Annotated in this window: 12 protein-coding genes; 9 read left to right on the top strand and 3 right to left on the bottom strand. The window is 72.4% G+C overall.

What is annotated here, in order from left to right:
- Window positions 1–8: 8 nt before the first annotated feature.
- Together ABT299_RS09290 and ABT299_RS09285 are read right to left on the bottom strand one after the other, a co-directional pair.
- Complete coding sequence (locus ABT299_RS09290; RefSeq protein ID WP_500250312.1) at window positions 9–1,991, bottom strand: acetoacetate--CoA ligase; 1,983 nt, start codon at window positions 1,989–1,991, stop codon at window positions 9–11.
- Window positions 1,988–2,680, bottom strand: coding sequence for an FCD domain-containing protein (locus ABT299_RS09285; protein ID WP_387025273.1), 693 nt, complete (start codon window positions 2,678–2,680; stop codon window positions 1,988–1,990). The genes ABT299_RS09290 and ABT299_RS09285 overlap by 4 nt, the downstream gene beginning before the upstream one ends.
- A gap of 117 nt (window positions 2,681–2,797) precedes the next feature.
- Between ABT299_RS09285 and ABT299_RS09280 the strand changes: the two genes are divergently transcribed.
- From ABT299_RS09280 to ABT299_RS09240, 9 genes are read left to right on the top strand one after another with little or no spacing between them, the layout of a single operon-like run.
- On the top strand, window positions 2,798–3,658 hold the full coding sequence (locus ABT299_RS09280) for a fumarylacetoacetate hydrolase family protein (protein ID WP_500250311.1): 861 nt from the start codon (window positions 2,798–2,800) through the stop codon (window positions 3,656–3,658).
- On the top strand, window positions 3,658–4,581 hold the full coding sequence (locus tag ABT299_RS09275; protein ID WP_500250310.1) for a VOC family protein: 924 nt from the start codon (window positions 3,658–3,660) through the stop codon (window positions 4,579–4,581). The genes ABT299_RS09280 and ABT299_RS09275 overlap by 1 nt, the downstream gene beginning before the upstream one ends.
- 29 nt (window positions 4,582–4,610) lie before the next feature.
- Window positions 4,611–6,122: a bifunctional 3-(3-hydroxy-phenyl)propionate/3-hydroxycinnamic acid hydroxylase gene (locus ABT299_RS09270; RefSeq protein WP_500250309.1), complete on the top strand. Its 1,512-nt coding sequence runs from the start codon at window positions 4,611–4,613 to the stop codon at window positions 6,120–6,122.
- A complete protein-coding gene (locus tag ABT299_RS09265; RefSeq protein WP_500250308.1) occupies window positions 6,119–7,006 on the top strand; it encodes an SMP-30/gluconolactonase/LRE family protein in 888 nt (295 codons plus the stop codon). The genes ABT299_RS09270 and ABT299_RS09265 overlap by 4 nt, the downstream gene beginning before the upstream one ends.
- Window positions 7,003–8,181 carry a sugar ABC transporter substrate-binding protein gene (locus ABT299_RS09260; RefSeq protein WP_387025282.1) on the top strand — a complete coding sequence of 393 codons (1,179 nt, stop codon included), beginning with the start codon at window positions 7,003–7,005 and terminating at the stop codon, window positions 8,179–8,181. The genes ABT299_RS09265 and ABT299_RS09260 overlap by 4 nt, the downstream gene beginning before the upstream one ends.
- On the top strand, window positions 8,178–9,728 hold the full coding sequence (locus tag ABT299_RS09255; RefSeq protein ID WP_500250307.1) for a sugar ABC transporter ATP-binding protein: 1,551 nt from the start codon (window positions 8,178–8,180) through the stop codon (window positions 9,726–9,728). Before ABT299_RS09260 ends, ABT299_RS09255 begins: the two co-directional genes overlap by 4 nt.
- A gap of 2 nt (window positions 9,729–9,730) precedes the next feature.
- Entirely contained in the window at window positions 9,731–10,747 is a 1,017-nt protein-coding gene (locus tag ABT299_RS09250; protein ID WP_387025286.1) for an ABC transporter permease, read from the top strand.
- Window positions 10,748–10,772: 25 nt separating this feature from the next.
- The gene (locus tag ABT299_RS09245) at window positions 10,773–11,750 is read left to right on the top strand and encodes an amidohydrolase family protein (protein ID WP_500250306.1); all 978 of its coding nucleotides are present in this window, start codon (window positions 10,773–10,775) and stop codon (window positions 11,748–11,750) included.
- Complete coding sequence (locus ABT299_RS09240) at window positions 11,747–12,490, top strand: SDR family NAD(P)-dependent oxidoreductase (RefSeq protein ID WP_387025290.1); 744 nt, start codon at window positions 11,747–11,749, stop codon at window positions 12,488–12,490. Before ABT299_RS09245 ends, ABT299_RS09240 begins: the two co-directional genes overlap by 4 nt.
- Window positions 12,491–12,509: 19 nt before the next feature.
- Here ABT299_RS09240 and ABT299_RS09235 read toward each other — a convergent pair whose 3' ends face one another.
- On the bottom strand, window positions 12,510–13,274 hold the full coding sequence (locus tag ABT299_RS09235; RefSeq protein WP_387025292.1) for a glucose 1-dehydrogenase: 765 nt from the start codon (window positions 13,272–13,274) through the stop codon (window positions 12,510–12,512).
- Between the last annotated feature and the right edge of the window lie 14 nt (window positions 13,275–13,288).

Genomic DNA, 13,288 nt, shown 5'->3' with positions numbered 1-13,288 from the left:
AGCGTCGCCTAGAGGGCCGACCGGTCGCGTCGCGCGCGACGCTGCGCGCCGACCTCGGCGTACCACTCCAGCAGTTCGGGATGATCGACGCTCGTCGGATCGACGACGTCGGCCACCGGGTGGCCCAGGAGAATCCGCTTCACCGGGACCTCGAGCTTCTTGCCGGTGCGCGTGTGCGGGACGCCCGGCGCGGCGATGATGTCGTCCGGCACGTGGCGCCGTGACGCCCGCGCGGCGATCTCGTCGCCGATGGCCGCGCGGAGCGGGTCGTCGAGTTCGACGCCGTCGGCGAGCGTCACGAACAGCGGCATCCAGTAGCCGCCGTCGTCCTGTTCGAGGCCGACGACCAGACCTTCGGTGACCTGCGGGATGGACTCCGCGGCGGCGTAGATGTCGCTGCTTCCGATCCGGACGCCCCGGCGGTTGAGGGTGGCGTCGGAGCGGCCGTGGATGATGACCGAGCCGCGGTCGGTGATGGTGATCCAGTCCCCGTGCCGCCACACACCGGGATAGGTGTCGAAGTAGGCGGAGCGGTAACGGCCGCCGTCCGGGTCGTTCCAGAATGAGACCGGCATCGACGGCATGGGCTTGGTCACGACGAGCTCGCCGACCTCGTCGCGCACCGGCCGGCCCTCGCCGTCGAAGGCGGCGAGGGCGACCCCGAGCAGGGGTGCCGAGAGCTCGCCCGCCCAGATCGGCAGGTTCGGCGCGCCGCCGACGAACGCCGTCACCACGTCGGTCCCTCCGCTGCTGGAAACGATCCGCACGCCGTCGGGCAGTTGCGCGTTCAGCCACCGGAAGCCGTCGGCGGGGAACGCCGAGCCGGTGATGCCCACGGTGCGCAGGGCCGAGAGGTCGTGCCGGGAGAGGTCGACGCCGGCCTTCCGGCAGGCGCCGACGTAGGCGGGGCTCGTGCCGAGGAGCGTGACCCGCAGCCGCGCGGCGTGCGCCCACAGCGCGTCCGGGTCGGGGAACCCCGGGCTCCCGTCGAGGCAGACGATCGTCGTGCCGACGAGCAGGCTGGAGACCAGCGCGTTCCACATCATCCAGCTGGGCGTGGTGTACCAGAGCATCCGGTCACCCTCGCGCAGGTCGAAGTGGAGCCCGTTGCACTTCAGCTGCTCCAGCAGGACGCCGCCGTGACCGTGGACGATGCCCTTGGGGCGCCCGGTCGTGCCGGAGGAGAACAGCACCCAGAGCGGGTGGTCGAAGGGCACGGGGACCGGCTCCAGCGGGACCGACGCGTCGGCGGTCAGGTCGTCCCAGCCGATCGCGCCGGGCACGGCCTCGGGATCCCCGACGATCACCACCGCCGCCAGGCCGGGCAGCGACCGGGCGAGCCGCCGGACGGCGTCGCCGCTGTCGACGTCCTTGCCCCCGTACCGGTAGCCGGTGCCCGCGATGAGCACCCGGGGTTCGAGCTGGCCGAGCCGGCTCTGGGCCGCCGCGGGCGCGTAGTCGAGCCCGCAGACCGCCCAGATCGCGCCGATGCCGGCCGTCGCGAGGAAGGCCACGACCGCCTCCGGCCCGTTGCTCAGATAGCCCGCCACCCGGTCGCCGCGCTTCACGCCCAGCCGCCGCAGGCCCTCGGCCGCCGCCGCCACCCGAGTCGCGAGCGCGGACCAGGTCAGGCCGACCTCGCCGCCGTCCTCGGTCGCGGCGACCAGCGCCACGCCGTTCGGATCGCGGTCCTTGAAGACCTGGTCGACGAGGTTGAGCTCGGTGCCCGGGAACCAGCGCGCGCCCGGCATGGCCTCGTCGGTGAGCACCTCGGAGCCGTCCGGTCTCGCGGGCAGTCCGAAGAAGTCCCAGACCGCCGACCAGAAGCCGCGCAGGTCGTCGGTCGACCACTCCCACAGCGTCCGGTAGTCCGCGGTGAGGCGGTGACCCGTGCGCGCCGAGGCGAAGCGCGCGAAGTCGGCCAGCCGGCTCTTCTCCAGGTCGTCCGGCGCGGGCGTCCAGGCCGGCGCCGGGGTCGGGGTGCCGTTCACGCTTCGACCTCGGTTCCTTCGCTGATCCCGCGGGTCAGGATCTCGGTGGTGCAGGCGATGTGCCGGTGCAGCAGTTCGGGGCCGAGCTCCGCGTCGCGCGCGAGTGCGGCATCGGCCAGCGCGCGGTGCTCGCCCGCGAGGTCGCGCTTGACGTCGGCGCCCAGGGGAGCGGCCCAGTGCCGGTAGAGCTCGGCTTCCGCCCGCAGCATCTGCGTCACCTCGCGCAGCCGGCGGCTGCCGCAGCCGGCGAGCAGGGCGGCGTGGAAGTCCTCGTGCGCCTCGTACCACGAGTCGTCGCGGACCTTCGACGCCCCGGCGGCCTGCTCGCGCAGCGCCAGCAGGTGATGGGTCGCGACGACGCCCGACTCCCAGTGCTCGTCGCCTTCGAGTATCGCCTTGCGGAAGGTCAGCGGTTCCAGCTCGACCCGCGCGGCGGTGAGGTCCGTGAGCTGCTCGATCGAGAGCTCGGCCACGGTGTAGCCCTGGTGCGCCTGGACGCTCACGAGCCGGTCCGCGGCGAGGCGCACGAGGGCCTCGCGGGCGACGCCCACGCTGGTCTCGTAGGCGGCGCACAGGTCGGGGAACTTGAGGCGCTGACCCGGCTTCAGGCGCGCGGCGAAGATGTCGGCGCGGATGCGCTCGTAGACCTCGGCCGTTCTCGTCTGCCGTGGCTTGCTTGGCCTGATCATGACACCACCCTAGAAGGTTCGGATGTTCCGTACAACTTTCGAATCTTTCTTGACATACGAATATTCGGTGGATCATCTTGTGGTGTACGCCACTCCTGTCGACCACAAGGAGCGTTCATGCGCATCGCCCATGTCCGAGAGCGCGCCGTCCTCGTCACCGGGGACGCGCTCGGCATCGACATCGCGCAGGCCAGCGGGGGACGGTTCGGTCCGTCGATCAGCGGCCTCTACGCGAACTGGCCGGAGTTCTCGGCCTGGGCGGCCGGTGCGCCGCAGGGCCCGCAGGTCCGTTTCGCCGCCACCGATCTCGGCCCGCCGTCACCCGCCCCCAGGCAGGTCTTCGCCATCGGTCTCAACTACGGCGACCACGCCGCCGAGGCCGGTCTGGCGGCGCCCGAGGAGCCGGCGGTCTTCACCAAGTTCGTCTCGTCCTTCACCGGTCCCGTCACCGAGGTCGCCCTGCCCGCCGCGACCGTCGACTGGGAGGTCGAGCTGGTGGTCGTGATGGGGCGTGCGGCGACCCGCGTCCGCGCCGCCGACGCCTGGCGGCACGTCGCCGGGCTCACCGTCGGCCAGGACCTCTCCGAGCGCCGCCTGCAGCACGCCGCGACGCCCGCCCAGTTCAGCCTCGCCAAGTCGTACCCGGGCTTCAGCCCGACCGGCCCCTTCCTGGTCACCCCGGACGAGGTCGCCGACCCGCGGGAACTCCGGCTCGGCTGCACCCTCAACGGCGAGGAGGTCCAGAAGGGCCGCACGTCGCAGCTCCTCTTCGGCGTCGAGGCCCTGGTGGAGCGGCTCTCCGCGGTGACGACCCTCTACCCGGGCGACGTGGTCTTCACCGGCACGCCCTCCGGGGTCGGCGCCGCCCGCACCCCGCCGCGCTTCCTGTCGCCGGGCGACGAGCTCGTCTCCTACGTCGAGGGAATCGGCGAGCTGCACCAGCGCTTCGTCGCCGGCGCGAGCAAGGAGAAGTCCTGATGGCACTGCATCGTCTCGGCTCGGTCACCATCGGCGTTCCCGACGTCGGCGCCGTGGCCGCCTACTACGAGGAGTTCGGGCTCACCCGGGAAGGGGACGGCTGGCTCTCGACCACCGACGGCGGCCGCCAGCTCCGGCTGGTCCCGGCGCCGACCCGGCGGCTGGCGGGGCTGTCGATCGGCGCCGACGATCCCGACGACGTCCGCTCGGTCGAGTCCAGGCTCCGCGCGCTGGGCCTCGCCGTGGAGGTCACGGACTCCCGCGTCGCCGCGATCGAGCCGGTCACCGGCGTGCGCGTCGAGGTCGCCGTGTCGCCGCGCGTCGCTCAGCCCGAGGTCGCGGCGACGCCCTACAACGGACCGGGCCGCGCCGACCGCGGCACGGGCCGCGCGCCCGGGATCCTCCGTGAGGGCCGGGTGCGCCCGCGCAGGCTCGGCCACGTCGTCATGGGATCGGTCGACCAGGAGGCCGGCCGGCGGTTCTTCACCGAGGGCATCGGCCTGAAGATCAGCGACGAGGTGCCCGGCGTGGCCTCCTTCATGCGCTGCTCGACCGATCACCACAACGTGCTGGTGTCGGGCGCGCCGGTCAACTTCGTCCACCACACCTCCTGGCAGGTCGACGATGTCGACGAGATCGGCCGCGGGGCGACGGCGATGCTCGCCGGGCATCCGGAGCGGCACGTGTGGGGTCTCGGCCGGCACCACGTCGGCTCCAACTTCTTCTGGTACCTCAAGGACCCCGCCGGCAATTTCGCCGAGTACTACTCCGACATGGACTGCGTCGTCGACGACGCCCTCTGGAAGCCGGAGGTATGGGACGGGGCGAAGAGCCTCTTCAGCTGGGGGCCGCCGCCTCCGCCGTCCTTCGTGGAGCCGGACGACCTCGCCGCCCTGATGGCCGGCGCCCACTCGCCCCGCTGACCCGGTTCGCCCAGATCAGGAGACCCTCCGTGTTCGTACCAGCAACGCGCCCCGACTCCTACGACGTCGTCGTCGTGGGAGCGGGCCCGGTCGGCCTGGCCGCCGCCCGCCTCCTCGCCCTGCGCGGCGTCACCGTCGCGGTGGTCGACCCGCAGCGCATCGTGTGCCAGCACCCGCGTGCCACCCACCTGGACGACGAGACCATGCGGACCTTGCAGACGCTCGGTGCCGCCGACTTCGAGAAGGACTACCTGCGCCAGAGCGGCTGGATCCTCGAGGACGCCGACGGTGTCCCCTTCCTCGAGTTCTCCCACCCGGACGCCGAGTCCGACCAGGGCTGGGCGACGGACTACCAGTCGCATCAGCCCGACATCGAGTCCCGCCTCCGCGGACTGCTCGCCGGAGGCGAGGGCGCGGCGCTGTGGCTCGGCTGGGAGGCGACCGGCGTCGACCAGGACGACCACCAGGTGACACTGCGGCTCCAGGAGCGGGACACGGGCCGTGTCCAGGAGATCCGCGGTTCCTACGCCGTCGGGGCGGACGGCGCGGGCTCGTTCGTGCAGCACGCCATGGGGATGGAGGTCGAGGACCTGCACGGCACGCAGACGTCGCTCATCATCGACGTCCACCCGTTCGAGCACCCAGACGGCCTGCCGAGGACGACGGGCTTCATCCGGTGCGCGAAGGACCTGCCCGTCACCTACTGCCCGCTCTTCCCGCCGCTGCTGCGGTTCGAGTTCATGCTCGGCGATCATCACGACGTCCATGAGATGGAGCGGCCCGACTCGGTCTACGAGCTGCTCTCGCCCTGGCTCGCGCCGGGAAGCTACCGGATCACTCGTACCGACGCCTATCAGTGGCACGCCCATCTGGTGCACGGATGGCGGAACGGGCGCGTGCTCGTGGCCGGCGACGCCGCCCACACGATGCCGCCCATGCTCGGCCAGGGCCTGTGCTCGGGTCTGCGCGACGCGATGAACCTGGCGTGGAAGCTCGCGATGGTGGTGCGCGGCCAGGCGTCCGAGTCCCTGCTGGACACCTACGAGAGCGAGCGCGCGCCGCACGTGACCCCCTACATCGTGGAGTCCGCGCGCCAGGCGAACATGATCGAGGACTTCGGCCACGGCCACGTACCGCCGCCGGCGGGTGCGCCCCAGGTGCTGGAGCGCCATCGGCCGCTGCTCGGCCCGGGTCTGGTCGACGAGCCGGCGGGGGCCATCGGGCAGCTCGCACCGCAGCCCCGCGACGGCGACGGGGCCCGCCTCGACGACGTCACGGGCTACCGCTTCGCGGTCGTCGGCGCGGACGGCGTGATCGCCGGTGTCGACGACGCCACGCGGGCCCTGTGGCGGCGCCTGGACGCGGTCGTGCTGCCGGGCGGCGGACACGACTACGCCGCCTGGCTGGCGTCGCACGGCGCTGCCGTCGCGCTGGTCCGTCCTGACCGCTATGTCCATGCCCTGGCGGCCGGCACCTCCGATCTGGAGGAGGCCACCCGCGCGCTGGCCGGCCGGGTGCTGCGTGCCGGGGTCACGGCATGAGCCTCCTGCGGGAGTACGCCGCCGGTATGCGGTGGGGCGAAGGCCCGCGCTGGCACGAGGGCGCTCTCTGGCTCTCCGACACCCAAGGGTCGCGGCTGTGGACCGACGCGAGCGGCTCCTGGACGCCCACGGACACCTCCCCTGTGTCGAACGGGCTGTGGTTCCTGCCCGACGGCCGCCTCGTCGGCGCGCTCATGTCCGCGCACCGGCTCGGCGTATGGACCGGTTCGGGCTGGTCGCCCTACGCCGACCTCGGACATCTCGGCGTAGGGCCGCTGGGCGATGTCGTGGGCGACGACGCCGGCAATCTGTACGTGGACGACGTCGGCTTCGACGCGGCCAGGGGAGAGGCGCCGCGTCCGGGGCGGATCATCCTCGTCCGGCCGGACGGCACGGCTTCGGTGGCCGCGGAGCAGGTCGAGTTCCCCAACGGCATGGCGCTGGTCGACGGCGGCCGGACCCTCGTGGTCGCCGAGACGCTGCGGCAGCGGCTCGTCGCGTTCACCGTCGGGGAGGACGGCCTGCTCGGCGCTCCGCGGCCGTACGCCGACATCGCGGCCCTGGCGGGGCCGGACGCCCGCCCGGACGGCATCTGGCCCGCCGCCGGCGGTGGTGTCTGGGCGGCGACCACCTCGGGGTGCCGCGTGGTCCGCGTCCGGGACGGCGAACTGGTGGAGTCCATCGACACCTCGCCGGAACTGCCCATCGCCTGCTGCCTCGACGGCGGCGGCGACCTGCTGGTCACGCTCGCCGACACCGGCGGGCGCCCGCTCATGGAGGCGATCGCCGCCCAGAAGGTGCGCACCCGCGTCGTGCTCGCCCCGCTCCGAGCAGCTCCCCGGCCGCACGTCCACCGGATCGAGGAACAGGAAGAACCCGCATGAACACGTCCTTCGCCGGGCAGCGCCGGCCGGTCCGGAGCCTCGCGGCCGGGCTGGCCCTGGCGGCCGGGCTCGCACTCAGCGCCTGTGGCGCCTCCGGGGCGTCATCGGACGCCTCGGGCAGCGCCTCCTCCGGCGCGGCCAAGGCCGCCAAGGCGCATCTGGAGAAGCTGTCGCGGCCCGTCCCGGGAGCGCCGGACCTCGGCGATCCCGTCGACACGTCCAAGGTCGCCGGCAAGACCGTCTTCTACGTGCCGATCGCGCTCAAGGCCGGCCACTTCCCCTTCGTCCAGAAGAACCTCGAGGAGGCGTTGGCCAAGGTCGGCGCCCGCCTCCACACCTGCGACGGCCAGGGCAACCCGAGCGGGTTCGGCGCCTGCCTGGGCCAGGCGGTGCAGCAGAGGCCGGCGGCCGTCATCACCGACTACATCCCCTACGAGCTGGCATCGACGGCTTACGAGAAGCTTCGCTCGGCCGGCATCCCCGTCCTCATCGCCGGCGCCGAGCAGCCGCGGGGAGTCGCGACGTCCAAGGCGTTCGCGTTCGGCGACCCCGAGCCCTACGGCTTCGACGCGGTGGAGGGCGAGGCGGACGCCGTGATCGCCGATTCCGACGGGAAGGCGCACGTCCTCTTCCTCCAGCTGAACGCCTCGACCGCGATCCAGGCCCAAGGGCGGCACGCCCTCGACTACTTCAAGACGGCCTGCCCGCGCTGCGTCGTCACGGTGAAGGGCGTCAACCTCGGCATCATGAGCACCATCCCGTCGCTTGTGAGCAGCGCCCTGGTCCGCGATCCCGGCATCGGCTACGTGGTCCCCCAGACCGACACCTACCTCGCGGCGGCCGTCTCCGGCATCCAGGCCGCCGGCAAGACCCGTTCGGTCAAGGTCTCCAGCAGCGGAGACGTACTGGCTTCGGTGCAGCAGGTGAAATCGAACCCGCGGCTGCTCGCGATGGCCGGCACCAACCCGCCGTACCTGGCCTGGACGATGGCCGACTCGGTGTTCCGCATGCTGGCCGGGCAGGCGCCGCCCAAGGCGTACCCGGTCCTCAACCGCGTGTTCACCAAGCAGAACGTCGACGGCCTCGACCTGACCGCAGCCGCCGAGGCCGGCGGCCAGTGGTTCGGCTCCACCGGCTACAAGCAGGCGTTCGCCGGCCTGTGGAGCGCGAAATGACGCCGGCGGCCCCGCCGCTCGAACTGCGTTCGCTCAGCAAGTCCTTCGGCACCGTCAGAGCCCTGCACCAGGTCGACCTCACGGTACGGCGAGGCGAGATCCACGGCGTCGTCGGCCAGAACGGCTCCGGCAAGTCGACGCTGGTGAAGATCCTCGCCGGTCTCCACACCCCCGACCGCGGCAGCCGGATCGCCGTGGCGGGCAGGCGGCTCGGCTCGCCGACGCGGCTGCGCGACCTGCGCGAGGCCGGGATCACGATCGTGCACCAGGACCTCGGCCTGGTTCCGGGCAAGTCGGTGGCCGAGAACATCGCGGTGGGCGGCTTCCACACCCGCGGCTGGGCCCGGCCGATCGACTGGCGGCGCGAGGAGCGCATCGCGGCCGAGATCCTGGAGCGGCTCGAAGCCCGTTCCATCGCACCGTCCGCGATGGTGGGCGGCCTCGGGCCGGCCGACCGCTCGATCGTGGCGATCGCGCGGGCCCTGCGCGACCAGCGCGAGGGCAGCGGCGTGATCGTCCTGGACGAGGCCACCAGGGCGCTGCCCAAGGACGCGCTGGAGGACTTCTACCGCACGCTGCGCGGCGTGGCCGCCGCCGGAGGGTCGGCGCTGCTGATCTCCCACAACCTCGAGGAGGTGATGCTGCTCACCGACCGGGTCACGGTGCTGCGCGACGGCGCCGTGGTGGACGGCACCGTGGAGACCGCGTCCACCACCGAGCGCGAGCTCGCCCGCCGGATGCTGGGCCGCGACATCGAGCGGCGGGTGCACGCCCGCACCGCGATCGCGGACGGACCGCCGCCCGTGCGGATCAGCGGAGTGACCGGCACGGTGGTGCGCGACCTCGACCTCGACGTCCGCCCCGGCGAGGTGCTCGGGGTGACGGGCGTCGCGGGATCCGGCTGGGACGAGCTGCCCTACCTGATCACCGGTGCCCGCGGCCGCGCCGCCGGGACCGTCCGGCTGGGGGAGCGGCGGCTGGACCTGCGCGGCGCGACGAGCAGGCGCTGCATCGACGCCGGAATCGCGTTCATTCCCGAACACCGGATCGATGACGGGCTGGCGCTCGGACTCTCGGTGACCGAGAACATCACGCTGCCCAGGGTGCGCCGGAAAGGCCGCCCGTGGTGGACCGGCCTCGCCTGGCAGCGGAGCGAAGCCGACCAGGTCATCGAGCGGCTGGGGGTGCGCCCCCCGGACCGTGCCCGGCCGGTCGGGCAGCTCAGCGGCGGCAACCAGCAGAAGGTCATGCTCGGCAAGTGGCTCACCGGCCGGCCGCGCCTGCTGGTGCTGCACGAGCCGACGCAGGCCGTCGACGTCGGGGCGCGCGAGGACATCCTCCACGCCATCTCCACCACGGCGGGGGACGGGGTCGCCGTCCTCCTCGCCTCCATCCAGCCGGCCGACCTCGCGGCGGTCTGCGACCGGGTCCTGGTGTTCGGCGCCGGCCGCGTCGTCGCCGAACTCCTCCGGCCCGGCGAGGACGCGATCGTCGAGGCCGTCTACGCCGGCCGCCTCGCCACCGCCCCGCCGCCCAGAAAGGCGTGACCATGCCGCAGACCGATGTCCGGGGCCGCGAACCCCGCGCGGAATCCGTCCCGGCCCTCTCCCGCGAGGCCTTCGACTGGCGACGCTTCACCAGCAGGTACGCCATCGTCGGCTTCTGGGCGCTGATGTGCGCCCTGTACGCCGCCCTGATGCCGGGCAAGTTCCTGCAGGCGAGCACCTTCCACAGCGTCTTCGCCTCCCAGCAGGCGCTGGTCTTCCTGGCGCTCGCCGCGATGATGACGTTCGTCGTGGGCGAGCTGGACCTGTCCATCGCCTCCACGATGGGGCTGTCCGCGACCCTCGTGCCGGTGCTGGCCGTGCTGCACCACTGGAGCCTCCCCCTCGCCTGCGCGGCGGCCGTCCTGTGCGCCTCGCTCTCCGGCCTGGTCAACGGCCTGCTGATCGTCAAGGTCGGCGTCCAGGCACTGATCGTGACGCTCGGCAGCTCCACCCTGCTGCTCGGCCTCGCCTCGCTCGCCTCGTCCCAGACCACCGTCTCCGGCCTCTCGGTGAGGTTCAGCGACCTCGCGCTCTACGAGATCCTCGGCCTGCCGGTCAGCTTCTACTACGGCATCGCACTCGCGTTGGCGATCGGGTACGTCCTCACCTTCACACCGCTGGGCCGCCACATGACCTTCGTCGGCGCCAACCGGGAGGTGGCCAGGCTGGCCGGAGTCCCCGTCGACGCGATCCGGATCGGCTCCTTCGTCGCCGGCAGCACCCTCGCCGGCCTCGGCGGCGTCGTGCTGGTCGCCTCGATCGGCGGCTTCGACCCGACGTCGTCCGGGACCTACCTGCTGCCGGCGTTCGCCGCGGTGTTCCTCGGCACGGCGGCGGTCCGTCCGGGCCGGTTCAACCCGATCGGCACGCTCGTGGCCATCTACTTCCTCGCCACCGGCATCCTCGGCCTCCAACTGCTCGGATACAGCGGCTGGATCGAGAACGTCTTCTACGGCACCGCCCTGGTCGTCGCGGTCTCGCTGGCCACCATCGTCCGCCGCCGCACCGCCTCCAACTGACCCTCCACGGAAGGGAGCACCATCAATGACCTACATCGCCCTCGAAGAGGCGTTCGCGATTCCCGAGCTCGCCGCACGGCAGCCCGCCGCCGAGATGCGCATCCGCGTGACGAGCGACTACGCCCAGATGTGCGGCCGCACCCTCGTCGACTTCGAGCGGCACCGGCTGCCCGACATGGACGCCAATGGCATCGACGTCCAGGTGCTGTCGCTGACCGTCCCGGGGATCCAGGCCGACACCGATCCCGCCGCGGCGCGCGACAACGCGCGTTTCGCCAACGACTTCCTCGCGGAGGTGGTCGCCGCACACCCCGCCCGGTTCCAGGGGTTCGCGGCGCTGCCGACCCAGGACCCGGACGCGGCCGTGGCCGAGCTGACCCGCGCGGTCCGCGAGCTGGGATTCCGCGGCGCGCTGGTCAACGACCACACCCACGGCCGCTACCTGGACGACCCTTCCTACGACGAGCTGTGGAGTGCCTTCGAGGAACTCGGGGTGCCGCTCTACCTGCACCCCGGCTCCGTACCGCTGGACGACTGGCGGGTCATGGCCGGCAGGCCGGAGATGTACGGCGCCAGCTGGAGCTGGCAGGCCGAGACCGGTGGCCACGCCATGCGGCTGGTGTACGCCGGAGTCTTCGACCGGCACCCCGAGGCGACGCTGATCCTCGGTCACCTCGGCGAGTTCCTGCCGTTCCAGAAATCGCGGCTCGACAGCCGCTACGCCACGCTGAACGTGGAGGAACCGCTGGAACGCATGCCTTCGGCCTATATCGGGAGCAACATCCTCCTGACGACGAGCGGTGTCCTCGCACCGGAGGCCGTCCAGGCGGCCGTCCTGACCGCCGGCGAGGACGCCGTCATGTTCTCGATCGACTACCCCTTCGAAGAGACGGCCGCCGCGGTCGCCTCCGTGGAGAAGGCCGACCTGCCGGCCGCCGTCAAGGAGAAGATCGCCCACCTGAACGCCCGCCGCGTCCTGGGGCTGGACGGGGGAGCGGCATGATCGACCTCTCCGGGAAGGCGGGACTGGTCACCGGCGCCGGCAGCGGCATCGGCCGCGCCACGGCGATCGCGCTCGCCGGGAACGGCGCCGCGGTCGCCGTGCTCGACATCGACGAGGGCACGGCCGCCGAGACCGCCGAGATGATCGAGAAGGCCGGCGGGCAGGCCGTCGCCTCCACCGTCGACATCGCCGACGAACGCTCCGTGCGGGCGGCCGTCGAACGCACGGTCACGGCCTACGGCCGTCTCGACTACGCCGTCAACAACGCCGGCATGTCGTCCCGCAGGCCGCTCGACCAGATGACCCTGGACGAGTTCGAGCGCGTCGTCCGCGTCAACCTGTCGGGAACGTTCCTGTGCATGAAGTACGAACTGCCCCTGCTCAAAGGCGGCGGTGCGATCGTGAACGTGGCCTCCAACGGCGGCCTCGCCGCGATCCCGAACGCTCCCGCATACGTCGCCGCCAAGCACGGCATCGTCGGGCTCACCAAGGTCGCCGCGGTGGACTACGCGGCCGACGGCATCCGGGTCAACGCCGTCTGCCCGGGCCCGACCCTCACCCCCGGGTTCGAGAGATGGGCGGCCGGGACGGACATCATCGAGCGGCAGGCGGCGGCCACCCCGCTCGGGCGGCTGGCCGCACCGGAGGAGGTGGCGGCCGCGGCGGTCTGGCTCTGCTCGGACGCCGCGACCTACGTCACCGGGATCGCGATGTCGATCGACGGCGGGCGACGTGCCTGAACCCGGAGCCCGCCGCCGGTCAGCCGGCGGACATGCCGCAGTCGACGGCGATCGACTGGCCCGTGATGTGCCGGGACGCGTCCGAGCACAGGAAGGCGAACGTCTCGGCGACGTCCTCCGGGTCGATCAGGACGCCCGACGGGTGCAGCGCCGCCGCCTGCTCCTCGGTGAACATGCCGCCCTGGATCGCCTGGGCGAGCAGCGCGGTGCGGACCACCCCGGGGCAGACCGCGTTGATCCGGATGCCCTGCTTCACATACTCGATGGCGGCGGTGCGGGTCATCGACACGACGCCGCCCTTGGTCGCCGAGTAGTCCGAGATGCCGAGCGGCAGGCCCACCAGCCCGGCCACGGACGCCATGTTGACGATCGTGCCGCCGCCCTGCGCGAGCATCTGCCGGATCTCGTACTTCATGGACAGCCACACGCCCTTGAGGTTCACCGCGACGAGCTTGTCCCACGCCTCCTCGGTGATCTCGTGCAGCGCCGAGCCCTGCTCCTCGATACCCGCGTTGTTGACCGCGCAGTCGAGACGGCCGAAGGAGCGCACGGCGGCGGCGACCGCCGCCTCGACGTCGGCCCCGGAGGTGATGTCGGCCCGGACGAAGACCGCCTCGCCGCCGTCCGCCTCGATCGCGGCGACGGTCTCCTTGCCGCCCTCCTCGTTGACGTCGGCGACCACCACGCGCGCGCCGCGCGCGGCGAACAGGCGCGCCGTCGCGGCACCGATGCCCTGCGCGGCACCGGTGATCAGCGCGGACTTGCCTTCGAGCACTTCACTCATGTCGCTCTCCTTCT

Origin of the sequence: Spirillospora sp. NPDC000708 (assembly GCF_040299565.1) — a bacterium.
Lineage (GTDB): Bacteria > Actinomycetota > Actinomycetes > Streptosporangiales > Streptosporangiaceae > Spirillospora.
The sequence above is the reverse complement of the archived record's forward strand: the minus strand, read 5'-3'. Positions and strand labels throughout refer to the sequence as shown.